17 protein-coding genes and 1 pseudogene are annotated in these 20,037 nt (G+C 63.6%); 3 read left to right on the forward strand and 15 right to left on the reverse strand.

What is annotated here, in order from left to right:
- Nucleotides 1-76: 76 nt before the first annotated feature.
- Nucleotides 77-430: a phage holin family protein gene (locus tag ACSFBF_RS18265; RefSeq protein ID WP_435469348.1), complete on the forward strand. Its 354-nt coding sequence runs from the start codon at nucleotides 77-79 to the stop codon at nucleotides 428-430.
- 24 nt (nucleotides 431-454) lie between these two features.
- Here the strand turns inward: ACSFBF_RS18265 and ACSFBF_RS18270 are convergent, their stop codons facing one another.
- Nucleotides 455-2,020 carry a M48 family metalloprotease gene (locus ACSFBF_RS18270; protein ID WP_435469350.1) on the reverse strand — a complete coding sequence of 522 codons (1,566 nt, stop codon included), beginning with the start codon at nucleotides 2,018-2,020 and terminating at the stop codon, nucleotides 455-457.
- A gap of 53 nt (nucleotides 2,021-2,073) precedes the next feature.
- On the opposite strand from ACSFBF_RS18270, the gene moaC reads away from it, so the two are divergent.
- Nucleotides 2,074-2,556, forward strand: coding sequence for a cyclic pyranopterin monophosphate synthase MoaC (gene moaC, locus ACSFBF_RS18275; protein WP_435469352.1), 483 nt, complete (start codon nucleotides 2,074-2,076; stop codon nucleotides 2,554-2,556).
- An 8-nt stretch (nucleotides 2,557-2,564) separates the two neighbouring features.
- Here moaC and ACSFBF_RS18280 read toward each other — a convergent pair whose 3' ends face one another.
- Nucleotides 2,565-4,211: a PglL family O-oligosaccharyltransferase gene (locus ACSFBF_RS18280; RefSeq protein WP_435469354.1), complete on the reverse strand. Its 1,647-nt coding sequence runs from the start codon at nucleotides 4,209-4,211 to the stop codon at nucleotides 2,565-2,567.
- Between the two features lie 77 nt (nucleotides 4,212-4,288).
- Here ACSFBF_RS18280 and ACSFBF_RS18285 point away from each other — a divergent pair.
- Nucleotides 4,289-4,473, forward strand: a pseudogene (locus ACSFBF_RS18285) (cyclic pyranopterin monophosphate synthase MoaC); the annotation flags it as partial.
- Between the two features lie 20 nt (nucleotides 4,474-4,493).
- Here the strand turns inward: ACSFBF_RS18285 and ACSFBF_RS18290 are convergent.
- The 13 genes from ACSFBF_RS18290 to ACSFBF_RS18350 form a co-directional block, all read right to left on the reverse strand.
- Nucleotides 4,494-4,919 carry a type IV pilin protein gene (locus ACSFBF_RS18290; protein WP_435469356.1) on the reverse strand — a complete coding sequence of 142 codons (426 nt, stop codon included), beginning with the start codon at nucleotides 4,917-4,919 and terminating at the stop codon, nucleotides 4,494-4,496.
- 102 nt (nucleotides 4,920-5,021) lie between these two features.
- Nucleotides 5,022-10,004 carry a pilus assembly protein gene (locus ACSFBF_RS18295; RefSeq protein ID WP_435469358.1) on the reverse strand — a complete coding sequence of 1,661 codons (4,983 nt, stop codon included), beginning with the start codon at nucleotides 10,002-10,004 and terminating at the stop codon, nucleotides 5,022-5,024.
- 15 nt (nucleotides 10,005-10,019) lie between these two features.
- On the reverse strand, nucleotides 10,020-10,592 hold the full coding sequence (locus ACSFBF_RS18300) for a pilus assembly PilX family protein (RefSeq protein WP_435469360.1): 573 nt from the start codon (nucleotides 10,590-10,592) through the stop codon (nucleotides 10,020-10,022).
- Nucleotides 10,589-11,365, reverse strand: coding sequence for a PilW family protein (locus ACSFBF_RS18305; protein ID WP_435469362.1), 777 nt, complete (start codon nucleotides 11,363-11,365; stop codon nucleotides 10,589-10,591). Before ACSFBF_RS18305 ends, ACSFBF_RS18300 begins: the two co-directional genes overlap by 4 nt.
- Nucleotides 11,366-11,453: 88 nt before the next feature.
- Nucleotides 11,454-11,990, reverse strand: coding sequence for a type IV pilus modification protein PilV (gene pilV / locus ACSFBF_RS18310; RefSeq protein WP_435469364.1), 537 nt, complete (start codon nucleotides 11,988-11,990; stop codon nucleotides 11,454-11,456).
- A gap of 31 nt (nucleotides 11,991-12,021) precedes the next feature.
- The gene (locus ACSFBF_RS18315; protein WP_435469366.1) at nucleotides 12,022-12,510 is read right to left on the reverse strand and encodes a GspH/FimT family pseudopilin; all 489 of its coding nucleotides are present in this window, start codon (nucleotides 12,508-12,510) and stop codon (nucleotides 12,022-12,024) included.
- A gap of 726 nt (nucleotides 12,511-13,236) precedes the next feature.
- The gene (locus ACSFBF_RS18320; protein ID WP_435469367.1) at nucleotides 13,237-13,713 is read right to left on the reverse strand and encodes a pilin; all 477 of its coding nucleotides are present in this window, start codon (nucleotides 13,711-13,713) and stop codon (nucleotides 13,237-13,239) included.
- Nucleotides 13,714-13,818: 105 nt separating this feature from the next.
- Complete coding sequence (locus ACSFBF_RS18325; protein ID WP_435469369.1) at nucleotides 13,819-14,349, reverse strand: pilin; 531 nt, start codon at nucleotides 14,347-14,349, stop codon at nucleotides 13,819-13,821.
- Nucleotides 14,350-14,555: 206 nt separating this feature from the next.
- Nucleotides 14,556-15,359: a 3',5'-cyclic-nucleotide phosphodiesterase gene (locus ACSFBF_RS18330; protein ID WP_435470053.1), complete on the reverse strand. Its 804-nt coding sequence runs from the start codon at nucleotides 15,357-15,359 to the stop codon at nucleotides 14,556-14,558.
- A gap of 29 nt (nucleotides 15,360-15,388) precedes the next feature.
- Nucleotides 15,389-17,641, reverse strand: a complete 2,253-nt coding sequence (locus ACSFBF_RS18335) for a CHASE2 domain-containing protein (protein WP_435469370.1) — start codon at nucleotides 17,639-17,641, stop codon at nucleotides 15,389-15,391.
- Nucleotides 17,642-17,692: 51 nt separating this feature from the next.
- Nucleotides 17,693-18,346, reverse strand: coding sequence for an FHA domain-containing protein (locus tag ACSFBF_RS18340; RefSeq protein ID WP_435469372.1), 654 nt, complete (start codon nucleotides 18,344-18,346; stop codon nucleotides 17,693-17,695).
- Nucleotides 18,347-18,412: 66 nt separating this feature from the next.
- On the reverse strand, nucleotides 18,413-19,222 hold the full coding sequence (locus ACSFBF_RS18345) for a Stp1/IreP family PP2C-type Ser/Thr phosphatase (RefSeq protein ID WP_435469374.1): 810 nt from the start codon (nucleotides 19,220-19,222) through the stop codon (nucleotides 18,413-18,415).
- 28 nt (nucleotides 19,223-19,250) lie between these two features.
- Complete coding sequence (locus tag ACSFBF_RS18350) at nucleotides 19,251-19,934, reverse strand: TerC family protein (RefSeq protein ID WP_435469376.1); 684 nt, start codon at nucleotides 19,932-19,934, stop codon at nucleotides 19,251-19,253.
- Nucleotides 19,935-20,037 lie beyond the last annotated feature (103 nt).

A 20,037-nucleotide genomic window follows, 5' to 3' on the forward strand; every position in this document is an offset into this window, starting at 1 on the left:
CTCCTTTGACGAGCCCCGGTGCGGCAACGCACCGGGGCTCGGTGTTTTGTGGGCCCTGGGGTATCCTGAACGCCATATGCGCATCATCATCAAATGGCTGCTCAGCGCCGTGGCGCTGCTGGCGGTTGCCTATCTCTACAGCGGCGTCCAGGTCAACAGCTTCGGCTCCGCGCTGATCGCGGCAGCGGTGATCGGCCTGCTCAACATGATCGTGCGTCCGGTGCTGGTGGTGCTGACGCTGCCGGTCACCATCGTCACGCTCGGGCTGTTCCTGTTCATCATCAACGCGTTGCTGTTCTGGGCCGCGTCGGGGCTGCTGAGCGGATTTCACGTCAGCGGCTTCCTGGCCGCGCTGATCGGCTCGCTGCTGTATTCGCTGCTCGGGCTGCTGATCGAGTCCGCACTGGGCGGGCTGCTGTCCAAGCGCTGAATCTGCAGTTGCTGCCGCGCTACGTCACTTCAGCGGCGGCTCCGCGGCCTGCTCTTTCACCAACGCCTCCACTGCCCGCGCACGGGTGTCGATGATCGACGCCTCGTAGTGATCGACCACCCTGGACTGGCGCACGAGTTCCTGCGCGGCCTTGAAGCGGTCGCGCGCGGCCGGGTAGTCGAGGATCGCCACGTTCGCCTCGGCATCGGCGCGCACCGCGCGCAGCGTGTCGTTCTGGGCGCCGTAGAGATTGGCGAGCGTGCGCCACGCCGTGGCGTCGCGTGGGTTCGCGGCGACCCAGTCGCGCAGCACGGGAATCATCGGCGCGGGCTGACGCGTTGCGGTAGCGGCTTCGGCGGCCAGCATCATCTCGGGTCGCTCCTTTGACTTGGCATCGAGCAGCGCGGCCGCCTTGGGTGCGGCGCCTGCGGCGAGCTCGATCTCCGCGTTGAGCCAACGCGCCTGCTTCGCCGCGGCCGGGTCTTCCGCCGTGCGCGCAACCAGCCGTTCGACCAGCGTGCGCGCGGTCTTGTAGTCGCGCATTTCCTTGGCCGACAGCGCCGCCGCGTAGAGCGTGCCGGCCTGCTGGGCTGGCGAGCTTTTCGCGAACTCGCCGCTGGAAGCTGATTCGATCCATAGCCGCAGCACGTCGACGCCCGGGCGCGTCAGCACGCGTGCGCGCGCAGCAATCATCGCGTGGTCCATCGCCAGCGGAACCGGCGGCGCCGCGTCCATTCGGAATTGGAAGCGGCCCTGCATGTCGGAGATGCGCTCCGTGGTCAGCGGGTGGCTGCGCAGGTAAGGGTACGAGCCGTTGTCGTTGAGGCGCGAGGCGTACTGCAGCTTCTCGAACATCGCGGCCGCGCCTTGCGGCGCGAAGCCCGCCTGTGTCATCACGCCGAAGCCGATGCGGTCGGCCTCGCGCTCCATGTCGCGCGAGAAGCTCAGCTGGTTCTGCATGAACAGCGCCTGGCTGCCCATGATCACGGCCTGGCCTGCGTCGCCGTTGCGGCTCTTGCCGGCCGCGATCATCCCGAGGATCAGGCCGGCAATCATCAACGGCATCTGCTTGCCCTGCTTGCTCATGATGCGCGAGATGTGGCGCTGCGTGACGTGCGAGAGCTCGTGCCCGAGCACCGTGGCCAGCTCGTCGCGACTGCCGACCACCGCCACCAGGCCAAGGTTGAGCCCCAGGTAGCCGCCGGGCAGTGCAAAGGCATTGATGTTGCGGTCGCGGCCCAGCAAGATCGTCCAGGCGAAACGCTCGTCGAGCTCAGGCGTGAGCTCGCCGCGCGCGCGGGCCGCCACCAGCAGGCGCTGCCAGATGTCCTGCACGTAGGCGGCGATCACCGGATCGTCGATGTAGTCCGTGTCGCGATAGAGCTCACGGGCAATCTGGTCGCCGAGGTGGCGCTCCGCGCTGGCGGTCATCTCGCCGCCGTCGCCCAGGCCGGGCAGGATCTGCTGCATCTGCGCCAGCGCGGGCACCGGCAGCAGCACCTGGGAAGCTATTAAAAAAGTAGCGCACAACGACCGCAAGGCAGGCATTGGCAAGCTTTTCGTGGGGTGATGGAGAGTCAAGCGCGGCATTCCTCGTCTGTGGCTCGGGCTCGTATGATGCATCTTCAAAACGAACGTTCACCATGAGCACTCTCACCCATTTTGACGCCCAGGGCCAGGCCCACATGGTCGACGTGGCCGGCAAGCCCGCCACCCACCGCGTGGCCGTGGCCACAGGCCGCATCGAGATGCAGGCGGCGACGCTGGCGCTGATCGAATCGGGGACGGCGAAGAAGGGCGATGTGCTGGGCATCGCGCGAATCGCCGGCATTCAGGCAGCGAAGAAGACGAGTGATCTGATTCCGCTGTGCCATCCGTTGGCGTTGACGCGGGTGGCGGTGGCGTTTGCTCTTGCCGATGCGGGGAACGTGCCGCAGGTGGCTTGCACGGCGACCGTCGAGACTGTCGGGCCGACAGGGGTGGAGATGGAGGCGTTGACGGCGGTGCAGGTGGCGCTATTGACGATCTATGACATGTGCAAGGCGGTCGATCGAGGGATGCGGATTACCGATGTGCATGTGTTGGAGAAGCATGGGGGGAAGTCGGGGAGTTGGGTGGCGCCGTAATCGCACTGCTAGGGAGCGGTGCCTTCGCCGGCATCCTCTCTCATCCAGCGGGCGAAATCCGACGGGAACGCGTCCCTGAAGCGTTCAGCCTGCGCCCTGGCCTCGTCTTCGAGGCCGAGCAATTCAGCGCTTTCGATCAGCTTGACGATGACGCGTGGCTCGGGTGAAAAATGAATCACGCGCTGCGCGAGCGCATGCATCGCTGCGGCGTTGGCAGGTGTCACAGTGGTCAGCGTCAGCTCCGCAAACTCCGCTTGGCGAGCAAACAGCCACGTTCCTTTTACTTTGGCGAGCGTATCTTCTTCGTAGGCCGGCAACCGTTCGTCGCGCGGGAGATAAATCTGGCTGACGCGGATGTAGTCCCAACTGGCGCATCCGACGATCAGCAGCAGGACGCCAGCCGCGATGGATGACAGCGCTGGCCGAATCGCAAGACTGGGCTTGGCCGGCCACAGCATGCCGAGACACAGACCGAAAACCAGCTGGAACGGGCCATACCAAAGCGGGTACTCGAGCAGGCTGTGCAGCACGATCGCTCCCAGCATGCCCCACGCCATCAGACGGGTGGGATCGCGCTCGCGCCAGGGCCGCGCGGCAAACACCATCCAGAGAAAACCACCACAGATCAGCACTGCGGCGGGGATGCCCAGCTCCACTGCCAGATGCAGGGGGAGGTTGTGCGCGTTGTCCAGGATCTCGACGAACCGGGCCCCGTCATACCGGGTGCTGTAGTGCGCAAAGCTGAGTTCGCCCCATCCCCAGCCGGTCCAGGGACGCTCTGCGATCAGCGTGAGCACGTTGCGCCACAGGATCAGCCTGCTGTGGTCATCGGGCGCGCCGCTGTGCAGGCGCTGGAGCATGCTTTCGACGCCTCCACTGCCGCCGCCGACCAATTGAGGCAACGCCCAGGCAATGGCGAAGTAGAGCGGGATGGTCGATAGCAGGAGCAGCGGCGAAGGCAGGAGCAATCGTGACCCAGTTTCTTCAGCGTGCCAGCCCTGACGCTCCCGCCTTGCGATGAAGGCGGCCACGCCGACGATGGACAGCAGTTGAAGCAACCCCGTGCGGGACGTCGAAGCGGCTGCGGCAACAAGGAGCAGCAGCGCCGCCGCCATCAGCCCGCGCCGTGCGCGTGCCGATGGATGCATGGCATAGAGCCACAGCGCAGCAACCCAGCCCATGCTGATCAGCGTGGCGAACTGGTTGCGCTGGCGGAGATTGCCGTAGGCCTGACCGAGGGCGGGGGAGGTGGTCCAGGGGACGAGGGGTTCGGCGAGGCCGTAGTACTGCAACAGGCCCAGGACCGCGCTGACGAGTCCGGCAGCCAGCACTCCCCAGGCCAATGCTACAGCCCCCTGGGCGGCGCTCGACATGCGAGCGCCTATCAGCGCCGCCACCGCAACTGCCGCCGTCGCAGTGCAGGCAGGCACCCAGAAGCCCCATACATCACCGTGAAACAGCGCAATGCAGCCCGCGCTGAGCATCAGCCAGCCAAGCACACGGCGGTCGAGCGTTTTTCCTCGGGCGTCGCACGAGAACAGCAGGAATGCAATGCAAGCCCAAGCACAAAGCAACTGCCAGACATTGACGGACGGACCGGCCACCCACGGGAACAGAAAAGGGAGGGCGATCAGTGCCGCGCTGAAAAAGGGCATCGACGGAATTGTGCAGTGCCGCGACGCGCAGGGGCAAGCTCACACGGCCGCTGGCCGGGGGCGGGAGTTCGCCGCAGGTGGCTTGCACAGCCACTGTCGAGAGTGTCGGGCCGGTCGACGTAGAGTTTGAAGCGCTGACGGCCGTACAGATGGCTCTATTGACGATCTACAACATGTGCAAGGCGATGGACCGGGGATGCGGATTGCCGATGTGCATGTGTTGGAGAAGCATGGGGGAAATCGGGGAGTTGGGTGGCGGTGAGATCTGCAATGCCAATAGCCCTAGCGCCAGCAACTCGCCGCCGTACCCGGGGTATCGGCCGCCATGTTCTTGATGCCCTTGGCATCCAAAGTGAAGTCGCCGCACTTGCTATCCGAGGCCTGCACCCCCGTACGCTGGGCTTTCAACGTGTAGCCACCGTCGCTGCCGTCGGCGGCCGCACTCAGGACCAGCGTGTAATAGCCATTTTGCGACGCAGTGCCATTCGGTAGCTTTAGGTTGCTCGCCACGTTGGTATAGCTTCCGTTCTGCGCCCTCCAGCGCTCTTGGCGTGCGGCAGCGTCATTGAGCAGGTTCTGCCCCTCCACCCGCCGGGACCGCCTCGCGTACTCTGTGTATGACGGGTAAGCAATAGCCGCCAGGATGGCGACGATGGCCACGGTGATCATCAGCTCGATCAGGGTGAAGCCCTTTTCAGCGTTGCGCACTAGTTTCTCCTTCAAAAGACATGCTTCTCGCCACTTGGGCGAGCACGAGAGGCGTCAGGCGACGCCCCCGTCTTCACCATCGCAGTGGGAGAGCCTGAAACATCAGTTCGGCGGCTGCTTGCGCCAGCTTTGACGGCCAAACTGCAACCCGTGGTTGATCTTCCGTTGGGCACTCCCGCTGGGGTCGAACAACTCCCCCCCACGAATGGTCTGGCTGCCGGCCCCCGTTTCCGTCCCGTTAACCTGGCCGCCAGCAATCGCGTCAGTGGAATTGAAAATTCCATCATTGTTCATGTCGAACACGACGTAGTCGGTGCGGCCGCCGCCGTTCGGATCGATGCCGTAGATCGTGCCACCCATGCCCGCTGCGCAAGGGTCCTCTGAAGTCCGTACCGACGTAAGGAACAGCCCCCGGCCGTACAGCGTCATGTCGTAGATCATCTTCTCCCCGTTTCGCGGCAGATCCACGATCCAGCCCCATTTATCGACATCGCTGTCTCGCGTGCCAGTGGCGTTGGCCTTGTACCAGTTCACCGTGTTGTTCGTCAGCGAGAAGTTGCCTGTACCGGCCTCCAGTTCCGCGAACGACTGGCTCTGCAGATCGGTGCGCGCCTTGGACGCCGTCGGCAATGGCGTGGGCGCCGTCACCCCCCCGTCGCTATAGCGGTCCCAGACGCCATACGCTGTCTGCCTCTGTGTGCTGCTCTTGTCGCTGGCCGTCAGCAGGCGGCCCGTCCCGAAGATCACCAGATCGCCCTTGCCCGTGGGATGCTGTATCACGTAGGGAGCCGCCGTGATGGCCTGACGCTTACCGTCCGCGTCCTTGGCGGTGAAGAACTTCTGCACCGTCCACGCCGAGGCATCGCTGCTGCTCATATCGAAGCGCCACACATTGCCTGCCAGGTCACCTGCATAGGCCATGTCCACCTTGCCGTCACGGGTGTTGTCAACGGCGGTCACACGCGACAGGCCGTTGCCCAGGGGCATTGAAGCCGTCAACTCGGCGGCCGACATGCCGCCATCCAGATCGAAGCGCCGGATCACGCTGCCGTTGGAGATGTCCAGGACGAACAGGCTGGCACCGCCACCACCCGCAGTGCTGTTGCCCCCCTGATAGCCACCAGGTACCAGCGCGACCCATTTGCCTTTGCCAGTTGCAGGATCATTGAGGCGGGCGATGGTCGGCTGCGGCAGCGAGCTGCCCATGTTGGCGTTCTGATCGGAGCCGAACTCCCACAGCAGTTGGGGCGAAGTGGGGTTCGTAACGTCCAGCGCGAACACCTGCCTGCCGCCCGCGCCCAGGCTGCCGATCACCACCTTGTGCCACGCCGCGCCGAAATACACGTCCGAGGCAACGGGCGTTCCATCGACGTAGTAGCGGTGGGGCGTCCCGTCCTTCTTGCCGTAATCAGGCGCGGTGAGCGTGTTCAGGGTATTGCGCACCGCAGTGGGAATGAAGGCGAACTCCTCCGCACCGTTCTCGGCGCGGAAGGCGTGGAACATGCCATCGTTGGCGCCCACGTAGATCATCTCGGGCTGGTTCGCCTGGCCGACGGCAAAGGCCGCGTAGTTGCTGCCGGTGCCTTCCAGCGGATCTGCGGCTGTTGCCCGGTAGAGCGCCCCCTTCACGCGCAGCGGCGAGGAGTTGACGATGTCGCCCAGCACGTTGGGACTGGTGCCGCTGGGCAGGTTCTTGCGGACGCGAAGCGTGTTGGTCTCGCCGCGCAGGAAGCCGATACGCTGCTCTGCCTTGCCATCAGCGCGGCTTGGACTTGTGGAGGGATCCAGGTTGAGCGCTGTGAGCCACGCCGCATCGGCCGTCTGAGCGGTGATGCCGGCAAAGGTGAAGGGGCGCAGGGTCGGCGTGGCGGCACCAGCGCCCGCATACAGGATCTTGCGGGTCGTCTTGTCGCGCGCAGCCAGTTGCTCCGCAGCGCTCCACTGCCGCACGTAGTTCCGTCCGGTGGTGGCGTTCTCGGTGAGCTTTTCGCGGATCACGTCGCCGACCCAGCCATCGGCCTCGAAGCGGGTGCGGTAGATGTCGGCACCCGCTGAGATCGTGCCACTGGGCACATCCACCGACACTGCCGTCACCGAGTTGGTGTTCTGCAGGATGTCGTTGAAGGCCTTGGTCATCTGCGCCTTCAGCGTGGTGGCGTTGGTGACCAGGAAATAGTTGTCCGGGTCGCCCACGACCGAGGCCGGATCGCGCCCCGGCATGCCGTACTTGGCGGCGTACCACAGGGGGTCCTTGAGGAAGCTGCCCGAGGAGCTCGCCGTACTCGGCGTGAAGGTCCGACTGGCCGAGAGCGGCAGGCTGGCGCACTCCGAATCGGTGGATCGCCCCACGCAATAGCCGGGCGCACGGGAGGGAGGCGTGTTCAGCGCGTAATACACGGAACCGGTGTCCTTGTCCCGCACCTCCAGATACATGCCATCCTGGGTAGTGCCGGAGATCACATAGCCCATGTGCTGGCCGATGCCGCCCGCCGCGTACTCGGACAGCATGTCGACCTTCACGCTGCCGTTCGCCTGCAGCGAGACGATATAGCGCGAGATGGCATCCATGTCGTGATCGGCACCCTGCTCCACGTCCTCATAGTTGATGCGGAACTCCGCATAGGGCCGCCCCTCATTGATGCTGGCGTTCTGGTCGGCTGTGCCGGTGTTGGCGATGCGATCCACGTAGTAATCCACGATCTGATCGGTCGGTGCGAAGCGCGTGGGGTCTATGCTGAAGCCGGTCACGGACTTGGCAAAGGGAGAGATCGTCACGAACCGGCCATTGCCCACCGGAAAGCGGATCTGCGGCAGTGGGGAGGCGATGGCCACCGAATAAGTCATCAACCGGTTCTTGCCCTTGGCATTGCCGAAAACGGCATTGTTGGCACCGAAGCGCGATACCCCCGCGGAGTAATAGCTGCCTTCCTTGCTGGGCTCCTGGGGCGACAGTCCACGCACCCAGGAGAGATCGTCGACCGTCTTCACCGACGGCGCACCATTCGCGTTGGTCGAGTTCGACTGGCCGATGAAGAAGTTCTTGCCATGAATTCCCTCGGCCGCGCCGATGGCTTGCACCTCGTTGGCGACATTGAAGCCGGTCAGGGCGTCCGCATTGAGCGCGATGGACTGATAGCGGCTACCCGTCATCTTCGTGTCGTACGAAGGATTGATGTCGCTGAGAACCGTCATCACCGGGCGCGCGCAATGCTGGTAGCCGCCGCCGTTGGGCTTTGCCGCGTAAGGCGACACCCAGTCAGGCTTGGAAAGATTCAGCGGATCCACGCTGTCCTTGGCCCCGCTGCCATAGTCGTACTGGCTGTGCGCGCCGGAGGCTCCGCCGAAGTAGCGCAGCGTCTCGAACATCATCTCGCCCACGGGGTTGCCCCACATCGAACACATCGATGGATCGGTCTTGCCGCTGATAGGGCCGTCGGTGATCCAGCCGCAGTCGTTGTACTGGCTACCGTTGAAGCCGATCAGGCGCAGGCGGTCGATGTTGGCAACGACACCGGCGACGCCGGTCTGGAACGCGCCCGTCTGCGGATTGACTTCGTCGGCAAAGCTGCTCACGTTGCGCCGCAGAATGCCGCCCGCGATGTTCTTCTGGTACGAGCCCGAGAGCAGGCCGAAGTACATCTTGTTGTTTTCACCAAAGTCGTGCAGCAAGCCGGTCGGCTTGTAGATGGCCGTGCCGCCGTTGTTCGGATAGGACTTGCAACTGGCTTCACGCAAGGCAGAGTCGGTGCTGGAGCATGCTTCCACCCGGATCTTGCGGGTCGCAATCGCGCTGGCAGGCCGCGTTACTTTCAGGGCCAGTCCCCAGTTGTCGTCACCCGCTCCCTCGACGTGGCGAAACCTCACCGTCTTCCAGCCTGCCGTCGCGAAATTGAAGTCCTTAGAGTGACTTTGCAAGCCGGTTTGACTGCGGTCTGCGCCGTGGCCGCCATACCAGCCCCAGCTTGTGCCATTGATGGTGGCCTCCACGGCGTCGTCTCCATCAACGGCAAAGGTGTAGGCCCCCGCCGTCGGAATGTAGACCTCGCCCGCGATCTCTGTCAGGTAGTTGTCCTGGGTGCAGCCATTCGTGCCGCTGAACGGGTTGTTGTTTCCGCCGGTGGTGTCGATCACGCCGATCGCGCTCGTGCCACACAGATTGGCGGTCGTTCCGTTTGCGGTGAAGAAGCTATTCATTTGCGTCGCGTTCGTCGGTGTCGCCGCGTTGTTTGTCTTCTTCCACGTCATGATGGTCATCTTCTGATACGCGGTGCTGGGCAGCATCTCGAATGCCGAGCTGCCATTCGCCGTGCATGCCACTCCACCCAAGCAGACGTCCTGCCCCGCAGTCCCCTCCTTGGATACCCAGTCCCAGATCTGGAACTTCGAGTCGTTGAGAACTCGCAGGCGAGGGATCGCGTCGTCGCCGGTTTCGCCCAGCGTGGTCACGGCAAAGAGATGGCGGGTGCCACTCAATGGTTGCGCCAGTGGCGCGTAGTCGTTGATGTTGTAGACAGCGCCATCGCGAGCGGGGTCATAGGCCTTGCCCCAAGCATGCGCATCGCGAGGCACATAGGCCGCCTGCAGTACGGTGCTGCTGGTGGTATCGGTCACGCGCATTCCGCCATAGAGCACCCGGCGAATCGCATCCATGCGCGATGTGGCGAGGTAGTTCAGGAAGTCGCCGCTCCAGCGGCTTCCGCCACAGATCTTCTTCTTGGCACCCGTAGCAGCCGCGACAGGCGAGAACTTGTCGTTGCTGTATTCATAGCAGGCGTTGTTGTTGAAGTAGCCGTAGTAGTCGATCTGGTCGGGCTTGTAACCCACGTCGATCACGCCGTCGCCGTTCAGGTCGGAAGCGTCGTTGTAGGCCTCGTAGTAGAGCTTGTGATCGCGCCCCATCACCAGCATGTTCAACGGCGGATTGCTCTCGCTCACGAACAGCGGCGTCTGTGCCAAGGCCGTGTCTCCGCTGTCTTGCGCGGTTGCGAGGTGCTGGCCAAAAAGCAATGCCACTGCGGCCGTAAGCAGGCCGACCGTGTGGAAGATACGAAAGGTTGAGCGGTTTGAACTTGTGGAATGAGCCATTGCAGCCCTCCTCGACTATTTGATGAAGAGATTGACCGTGGAACGCAGGCAGAACGCCAGCGGGCCGCAGGTTTGCACGCTGGTTTCGGCGGTTGCCTGGGCGTTGAGTTCGTAGAACTCCGTGCAGCCGGTGCTTGCGGCTTCGAGGGCGGATGTGGCACTCGAACCCTTGGGACAGACGGTAGAGATGTAGCGTGGATACCAGTAGCCGTAGGGGCCCGCGAAACCGGTGGCTGCAGCCTTGGTGGCAAACGAGGTGTTCAATCCAAGGGGGTCGGCGCGGGCCTCGGAAATGAAGCAGGGCTTGGTGCCGTCATAGGGGCTGGCCGCGCCATCCGCACACTTGGACAGCGAGATGCCGTACTTCTGGATGATGCGCTCACCCTCCCGCAGCGCGCCGTCTGCCGTTTCCTGTAGGCGCTGGCTTTCAAGCATGTTGCCGGCAATGCGCGATTCCAGCGTGACGGTGCGCATGCCAACCACGGCCAGTACCAGCACCAGCAACATCATGATCATCGCGACGAACAGCGCGGCTCCGCGCTGGCGCGCTTGCAGGGAAGAAGGCAAAGAGTGACGTGGCACGCTCATGGCATCAGGTTTCTTAACGTGAGGGAGCCGCTGGCCAGTTGGTAAAGCTGGCCCTTGCTGGCATCGCAGTTGACGCTGGCGCCGCCCGCACCTGCCCAGCGGGTGCACACGGACGACTCCATGCCTCCTGTGACCTTTTCGGCCGTACTCGACAGCAAGACGGCGTAGCGCAGTGAACGGATGACGTCGTCGGCCGCGAGGGTGCCGGTCTTGAACTCCTCGACGCGCCGCTCGGCAAATGAGTCACTGCCCTTGCCGACGCCAAACTCGAAGAGCACGCCGCGCACGCCGACGGCCACTTCCTGCTTGTCTTCGGCCTGATTGCCGGCTTGGCAGGCCAGCGCGCCCTGGGGGGTGAGAAAGTACTTTTCGACGAACAGCCCTGCGCCCAGGGCAGGCGCGGGCGGCGCTTCATAAGCCCCCAGCGCGGCAATGCCCGCCGCAGATCCGGCGCAGTCCTTCTCGTTGTTGTCGCGCGCCTGATAGCGGATGCACAAGGTGCTGGCGTCGATTGCATAGATCGCCTGGCCCACGGCGAACTTGCAGTTGTTGGGATAAGCAGCGCCGTCGGCTGGAAAGGCCTCATCCATGGCCTGCGTCGGGTCGCGCCGATAGCCGGCCTTCGTAAACTCGTTGTCCAAGGTCCCCAGCGCGTAGCGGCTGTTGCCGAGGTTCTCGCTCTGACTGGTGCGGAAACCGAAGTTGCGCAAACCTTCTATGTAGATCGTGGCGGCGATCAGGATGACGAGGAGGCCTATGGCCATTGCCACCATGAGCTCCACCAGCGAAAGGCCCAGCTCGGCCGCTCGAGAGCGGTGAATGACGCTGCCGTGCGTCCGCGGACATGTGTGCGACATAGGCTCAGAGCCTCGATCGCAATGTGTAGGAGCAAAAATCATTGTCGGTTCCATCCAGACATTGGCCTTTCTTGACCGGCCAGGCTACGGTGACCGAGACCACACCGCTTCCCGCAGCATCCAGGCCGACGACGAAGTTGCTCGTGACAAGAGCATCGGACAGCTCGGGCATGAGCTGCTTGGCGCGTGCACCCCAGCAGCCCAGCCGCTTGGCCGGAGTTGCAGTCAACGGCTGGCAATCGTTCGTGGTGACGGTACTCACTTCAGCCCCTGCGGCTTTCGCGTACCCACCCAGATCTGCCTTGGGTGTGCCATTGGCTTGCAGCACGGTAAGCGTGTCGCCGCGCATCGTCTCCATCAATTCGGCTGCGACCATCGACGCCATCTGGCGTCGCTCGGTATCGGTGGTGAATTGGATGGCGCGCACATGCATGCCTGCGGCGCCAAGCAGGCCGACGCTCACCAGCAGGACAGCCATGAGAACCTCGATGAGGCTCAGGCCCGTTTGCCGGGATGACGATGAGGAACGAGGGGCATTCATGGGGAAGAAACCGTGACAAAAATGCCGGGCCTCAAGGGCAGGATTGCCCAGCTGCCACACTTGGCATCAGCCGTACCAAGCCCGCGCGGGTCACGCTGAGGCACTGCACGCGCGTTGCGTTGGTCGCGGAAACTGACACTGTGTAGGAGGTGCTACCGGCGGCAGCAGGTCGGGCCTGGCCCGAGACCTCGAAGATCACGCCGCCGGAAGAACTGGGCTCAACGCTGACAACATCGGACAGCGTGGCGTCGCGCAGCACCTGCGCTCCCACCTTGGCTTCCCACTTCTGCCCCGTCGCGGTGACGGTGCTTTGCGTGCGCTTGTAAACACCCTCTGCACGAGCGAACTGGAACAGGGTCTGCAACTCCTGCGTTGCAGAAGTCACCCGTTGATTGGCGATCATGGTCGTGAACGACGGCATCGCCAGCGCAGCCAAAATAGCCACCAAGGCAACAACGACCATCATCTCGATCAGCGTGAAGCCTTTCTGCCTCTGCGGTGACAAAGTTAGTTTTTTCATTGGGCGCAGGAGCTATCGACCTTGGGTGTCAGAATTAGTTGAACTTCGTTTCCGAAGGTAATGTTTGTACATTCAACTGTTACCGACCTGAAGGCCGCTCGCCTTCCTGGAGCGACCGTTTGTCAGAAATGCAGGCTTCTCATAGCTTTGGCAAGCAGGCGTCCGAGAAGCGCACCGGCTGCAATTAGCAGGTTGGCCCGTCCGGCGTTGCTATAAGTCGATGCAGACTGGCCAACGAAGCCGCGACGCTGAGTAGGCGAGAAATCAACGTCAGTGGCGCAAGGTCGCGCAGACCGCAGAGATTCGAAGCATCGAGGTGACGGACAACATCACTAGCGATGCACCCATGTTGGCAGAGCCGCTGGCGCAGATCCGCTCAGATGGCGGCTGCATTCGATACGTGCCAATGGCGCGTATGTATGTCACCAAAGCATGTCATGAAGCCATCGCAGAGCAAGCGCGCTGCGCTCATTCCGCCCATAAAAATGTCAAGCTCCGGAGTCGGACCTCAGAGTGAATCGACCTTCTCATGGCCGCCTACGGATGGGCCGCATCTTGGAAATTACTGGGCCCAAGAATCCAAGCAAGTTGAATCCAGATCGAATTTCGCGTATCAGAGCCTGATCCCGAATTTTGCTTAGCAGTGTCGTCAGCGTTGGCGCACGTTGCGAAGAAACTCATTCAGGCGATTTTGCCTGTGCCTCCTGGACCGGGACTGGCCGTCCATTACAGCGGGCACGCCGCTGAAACGTACTTGGCATCGATGTTGGCGGCCTTGCAGCTCCAGTATCCATGCAAGTCGCGAGTCCACGTGATGGTTCCTGCTGTTGTTCCCTGCAGTGGAGTTCCTGCGAGATTTCCGAATGTCGCCACGATCGTTGAGGAGACGGTGGTGGACAGGGAGACTTGGGGGACACCGCTGCCCGTCGTTGACCACGTCTCGGCAATCGTCGGCGCTGCGTTGCCTGAGGTCTCCTGGAGGCTTGAACCAGTCGCTTGAGGATCACAGTTGCCGGAAACAGCCGGGTTTCCAACATTCGTCTTGCCGTTCAACAAGCAGGCTTCTACCGCGGATTTGATAGATCCCGATTCGCCTACTACGCGTTGAACTTGCGCCCGGAAGATGTAGGTTGAGTATTGAGGGACAGCAATCGCCGCGAGGATGCCAATGACCGCAACCACAACCATCAATTCGATCAGCATGAAGCCGAGAGCTTTTGTGCTTGAGGTACTCATAAGCAATGTCAAGATTGTTTTGGGTACAAAAAAAGCCGCCCGAAGGCGGCTTCTGATTCAGTAGCGCTGAAATTAAGGAGCAGCGGCAGCGAGCGGGCAAGCCGAGGTCGTGTACTTCGCATCGACGTTCGCGGCAACACAAGTCCAAGTGCCTTCAAGCGAACGGCTCCACGTAATCGTGCCAGGAGTGGTCTTCAGCACAGTTGCTGCGCTGTTGCCGAACGACGCAACAATCGTCGATGCAGCAGTAGCCGACAGGGTCACAGCCGGAACGCCAGAACCTGCGGTTGCCCAGGTCGTGGCAATTGTGGGGGCGGCATTGCCACCGGTCACTTGCAGATTGGAACCAGTAGCTTGCGGATCACAGTTGGTGGCAGTGGTCGGGTTACCGACTGCGACCTTTCCATCAAGCAAGCAAGCCTCGATAGCAGTTTTGAGAGCGCCAGACTCCGAAACGACGCGTTGCACTTGCGACTTAGCAACGTAGGTTTGGTACTGGGGAATCGCGATAGCGGCCAAGATGCCGATGATCGCGACCACGATCATCAGTTCGATAAGGGTAAAGCCGGCCTGTGCGCGGCGGGCGAGAGTACGACGGTTCATGTTTAACTAACTCCAGGTTGGTTGTTACGCCCGGGAACCTGCCCGGAGCGAGGTACCTTCCGCAGCATCTGTGCCACCCGCCCCCAGAGCCTCCCGCTGACCGAACACGTCACTTTTACCCACTTTGGCGTTACATGATGTGACACGATTCGCTTGCAAACGCTACACGCAGTGACAAATTTGTCATGCCAGCGCATCACCCACCGTCAGCAAGTCAGAATCCCATCCGCCTTCAGCCAACGAATATCCCGCTGCGCCAGCCCCGCCACCTGCTCGTCCATCAGCGCCTCGATCTGGCTCATGATCTCGTCGGTTTCAGTGGGCTTGGTGTGGGTGATGTAGATCGGGTATTGCTTCCCCGGCCCGATGTGCGCCAACTCGTCAGCCAGCACCGCAGGCGACAAGTGCAGGCTGCGCTCGGCCAGCGCCTGCTCGCGGCTACTGAAGGCTGTTTCGATTACCAGCATCGCCACGTCGATCGCATTCACCCGCTCCCAGAAGGGCGCGTTGCGCTCGGTGTCCCCGCTGAATACCCAATGGGCGCCGCCTTCGGCCCGCCGCACGGCAAAGCCGCACGCCGGCACCGTATGAACCGCAGGCAGCACCTCGACCAGCTTGGGCTCGCGGCTGCCCAGCGGCAGCAATTGCCCAACCGCGATGACGTGGAAGCTCACGAATGGCGCCTCGAGGCTAGGAATGCTCTCGAAATCCGGCCAGATGACGTTGTTGAACACATGCGCCCGCAGCGCGTCGATGGTGGCCCTCAGCGCATGCACGCGCAGCGGCCGCTTGCGGCGGCTGCCCACGGCGTCGAGCATCAAGGGGAGCGCAGCGATGTGGTCGAGGTGGCTGTGGGTGAGCACGACGTCGTCGATGCGGACCATTTCATCGAGCGTGAGGTCTCCGACCCCCGTGCCCGCATCGACGAGCAGGTCCGTGTCGACCAGGAAAGAGGTGGTGCGGCAGTCTTTGGCGATGGCGCCTGAGCAACCCAGCACACGAACCTGCATTGTGAGAGACCCCTTGTATGTGTCTGTCGTCATTTGGTTTCGAACCGGGTTGCGCCATCCCAATCAGGGTCTTGCGGTCGCAACGCCATCGAGGCTAAACGCTGGGCGTAGAGCTGGTAAAGGACTTTTTTGGCATCTGCGGCGAGCAGGGGGGCCAGCAAGTTTCGGCCCATCGCCCAGTCCTGCCGGCGGTAGGCCGCGAGAACTTCGCTCCAGCGGTCGAGCAGTTGCTGGGTCTGCGCCACCGCCTCGGGTGTGCGTGCGGCCAGAGGCGTAAAAACGGCAACGGCTTGTGCCTTTCCCTTGACGCGCACGCTGTCGAGTTCCTGCCAGATGTAGTCGGGCGCCAGTTCGCGGGTGGCGCCGCTGGCCACGACTTCCACGCCGTAGTGTCCGCTCAGGCCCTCGAGGCGGGATGCGAGGTTGACCGCGTCGCCGACCACGGTATAGCTGCGGCGCGCGGCGGAGCCCATGTCGCCCACGCTCATCAGGCCGCTGTTGATGCCGATGCCCACGCTGATTTCGGGCCGGCCGCTGGCGCGGTGAATGCGGTTGATGTCGTGCACGGCGTCGGCCATGTCGAGCGCGGCCCGTACGGCGAGCGTGGCGTGGTCGGGCGTGTCGATGGGCGCACCCCAGAAGGCCATGACGCAGTCGCCCATGTATTTGTCGATGGTGCCGCGGTGCGCGCTGATGACGTTGGTGAGCCGGCTGAAGACGGTGTTGAGAAAGGCCTGCAGCTCGGCCGGTGCCATCTGCTCCGACAAGCGGGTGAAGTCGCGCATGTCGCAGAACATCACGGTCATGGGCTTGCTCTCGGCGCGCATGCTGTAGCGCCCGGGGTGCGCCATCATCTCGTTGACGAGCTGTGGCGGCACGTAGGTACCGAAGAGCCGCACCAGGCCGCGCCGCGCGCGCGATTCGACGAAATAGCCCCAGCTCATGTTGAACACGAAGGCAAGCGCTGCCATCGCCAGCGCCGACGCCAAGGGCAGCACGAGGCTGTGGCTCGTGTAGAGCCATGCATTGAGGCCGATCAGCGCGGCGATCGTCCCCGCCGCCAGCAGCAGGGCGCGCGGTGCCGACAGCAACGACAGTCCGAAGGCCAGTACGAGCCCCGTCACACCGACAAGCAGCACCTCGTATCCCACCGCGTAGTCGGGCACGGTGAGCAGGCGATGGTCGAGCAGGGCGGAGACGACGTTGGCGTGCACTTCCACACCCGGAAACGCGGCCTCGACGGGCGTAGCGCGCAGATCCTGCAACCCGGGGGCCGTGGCGCCCAGAAGCACGATCTTGTCCTTCAATTCGCCCGGCCTGAGCCGGCCCTCAAGCACGTCGGCAGCGGGCACGTAGCGGAACGATCCGCCATCCGCACCGCCGGGGCCGCGAAACGGCACGTGCATGCTGCCCGTGCCGTCGACCGGAATGCGCAGGCGGCCCACTCTCAGCGATTCGAGTTGCGGCGTGGCACCGCCGGGCGCAAAGGCCGGCTGCACGGGCGGCGATCCGTTCGCGAGGCGGTAGACGGCGAGCCCCAGCGACTCGTAGTAACCCGGCTGCGCCTTGTCGCCCTCGTAGCGGGCGATGAGCGGCACGCTGCGAATGACGCCGTCGCCGTTGGCACCGACCAGTGTGTTCAGGAAACCCGCAGCCGGCGCGGCCTGGGCCAGCGCCGGCAGGCTGGCGCCGAAGCCGTTCCAGTTCGTGCCGTAAACGCCGCCCGGGGGGAAGGCCCCCGCCAGCAGCAGGGGCGCGGCAGGCAACTGCCCCTTGGCGCTCGGCGCCTCGGTCCGCGTGAAGTAGTAGCCCAGTGCCACGCGCCGGCCGCTCAGCGCCGTGGCGAAGGTAGCGTCGTTGTCGAGGGCGGGCGCAAGTCTCTCGACTTCGGCGGCCAGGCCTGGCACGTTGCCTAGCGGCCCGCTCGCCATCTCCCGCAGCCTGTCGAGGCCCGAGCTGCGGTCTGGCTCGAGAAACATGACGTCGAAGCCGAGCACGGCCGCCTGCTGGCGGGTCATCAGTTCCGTGGTGAGGCGGGCGATCTTGTCGCGGGCCCAGGGCCATTGGCCCTGGCGCGCCAGGCTGGCGTCGTCGACATCGACGATCACCACCCGCGCATCGGGCGTGCCCGGCATGGTGGCGCGCAGGCGGATGTCGTAGATCAGCCGGTCAAGGCGTTCAATCGCGGTCAGCTGCCAGGCGCCGGTGGCATGCGCCAGCGCCAGCAACACGGGCAGCAAGGTGATGGCGATGCGCGGCCAGTGCCGCCGCAGCTCCCTCACGGCGCTGCATCCGTGCGGACGCTGCCGCGGCAGGTCAGGAGAAAAAGCTGCTCAGATGCGCACGAACTGCATGCGCGTGGCGCCGCCCAGCTCGAGAACGTCGCGCTCCTGCAGCGCAACCGCCTCGGCGCCGAGCTGCAGGCCGTTGAGCGTGACGTTGCCTTCGACGCCCGCGGCCACGTAGCCCTGCCGGCGGCGCGTGACCACGGCCACCGCGATACCGGGCTTGCCGATGGTGGTGACGACCTTCTGCAGGGCCACGTCCTGCCCCTCGTTGGCGCCGGAGAGCACGCGCAGCACCGGAATGCCGAGTTCGACCAACGCGCCGGACTCCGTTGGCGCCGACGACAGCGGCATGGACCCCGAGGGGTACTCGGCCGACGGGGAGCGGACCGAGCCGGTGCCGGCTGCCAGTTCGCTGCGCGCGCGAAAATGGATGCGGCAGCCACCGACCTCGATGACATCGTTGTCCTTGAGCGCCTGCTTCTGGATGGCGAGCGCATTGACGTAGGTGCCGTTGGTGCTGTTGAGATCTTCAATTTCGACTTCGCCACCGCTCATGTGCAGCACGGCATGCTCGCCGCTGACCGCCAGATTGTCGATCACGATGTCGTTGTAGGCACGGCGTCCCAGCGTCGTGCGTTCCTTGGCAAGCGCCACTTGCCCGATGACAACGCCATCGACCGAGATGATCATCTTCGGCATTGCCGACTCCCCGAATCCAGAGCTTGAACGACGGCAAGCACATTGGCGGATTGCCGCCAGGGCCTGCTACTTGGCCGCACGAGGCGCTTCTGCAACGCTCGCGCTGGCCAGGACAACCGAGATGTTGTCCCGTCCACCATTGTCATTGGCAATTGAAACCAAAAGTGATGCTTTTTTCTGAAGCCCGACATCGTGTCCTAGAAGCGTGAAAAGCTGCTCATCCGAAACCATCTCGCTGAGCCCGTCGGAGCAAAGCATATAGAGATCGCCCGGTCTTGCGCTGTGTTCGTGCATCTCCAGCAAGACTTGGGCCTCCACGCCCACGGCGCGCGTCACGAGATTGCGGGTGGGCGAATTCAGGGCTTCCTCGGCGGTGATGGCGCCAGCGTCGAGCTGCTGCTGCCGTAGCGAGTGGTCGCGGGTGAGCAGCTCCAGCTTGTTGTTGCGCACCCGGTAGCACCGCGAATCGCCGATGTGGCCAACCAGCACGCGCTGCGGCCGGAAGGCCGCCAGCACCAGGGTCGTTCCCATGCCCTGCAGTTCGTGGTTGGTCATGCCGGCATGCAGGATCGAGCTGTTGGCCTCGTCCGTGGCCGCCTGCAGCGCCCGCCGGACCACCCGGGTCGGCGCCTGCATCCCGGCCTGGGCGAACCACCGGCCGAAACTGGCGTGCATCAGCGAGACAGCCATCGCGCTCGCCACTTCGCCCCCCTTGTAGCCGCCCATGCCGTCGGCCAGCAGGGCCAACCCGAGGGCGGAGTCCACATGCACGGCGTCTTCGTTATGGGCGCGCATCCGCCCGACGTCGGTCAGGGCGGCAAATTCCCAGGTCAGCGAAGGACGGGTGGAGAACAGGGAAACGCCGACACTCGCCATGGTTTGTCAGTGCCGACTTCTCGAAAACTCAGTGCGCAGCGGCGCGTGCGCGCCGTTGCATCAGGCGGCCACCGGCCACGACGAACAACGCACCTGCGGCAGCAGCCGCGTAGTGCAACCAGGGGTTGGCCGCCAGCGTGTCGCGCAGCACCGCGTCTTGCACGATGGTTTCGCCGCCGACCCAGCCGATCAGCGCGGCGCCCAGCATGACGATGATCGGGAAACGTTCCATGAGCTTGATCATGAGCGTGCTGCCGAAAATCACCAAGGGAATGCTGATCGCCAGGCCGAGAACCAGCAGCACCATGCTGCCCTGCGCGGCGGCCGCGACGGCAATCACGTTGTCCAGGCTCATCACCAGGTCGGCCAGCAGGATGGTGCGCACTGCGGCCATCATGCTGCCGTATTCCTTGGATTCGCCGTCGCCCTCGTCTTCCTCGCTCAGCAGCTGCAGGCCGATCCACAGCAACAGCAGGCCGCCGATGATCTGCAGATAAGGCAGGGCGAGCAGCTTGGCAGCCACCACCGTGAGCACGATACGCAGCACCACGGCCGCGCCGGAGCCGAAGAGCACGGCCTTTTTCTGCTGCGCGGGCGGCAACGAACGCGCCGCCATGGCAATCACCACCGCGTTGTCTCCCGACAGGATGATGTTGATCCAGACGATCTTGAGCAGACCTAACCAGAAGTCTGTGCTTTGAAGAATTTCCATGTCTCTGATCCCACTGTGTTTTATTGAAAAAAGCGCCCGCAATCCAGTGCGGGCGCTTTTTTGTTTCTGCGTGGTCCTGCGGCAAGCCGCTGCCGTTTTCCGG

The organism is Variovorax nivicola (assembly GCF_051216475.1).
Taxonomy (GTDB): Bacteria; Pseudomonadota; Gammaproteobacteria; order Burkholderiales; family Burkholderiaceae_C; genus Variovorax.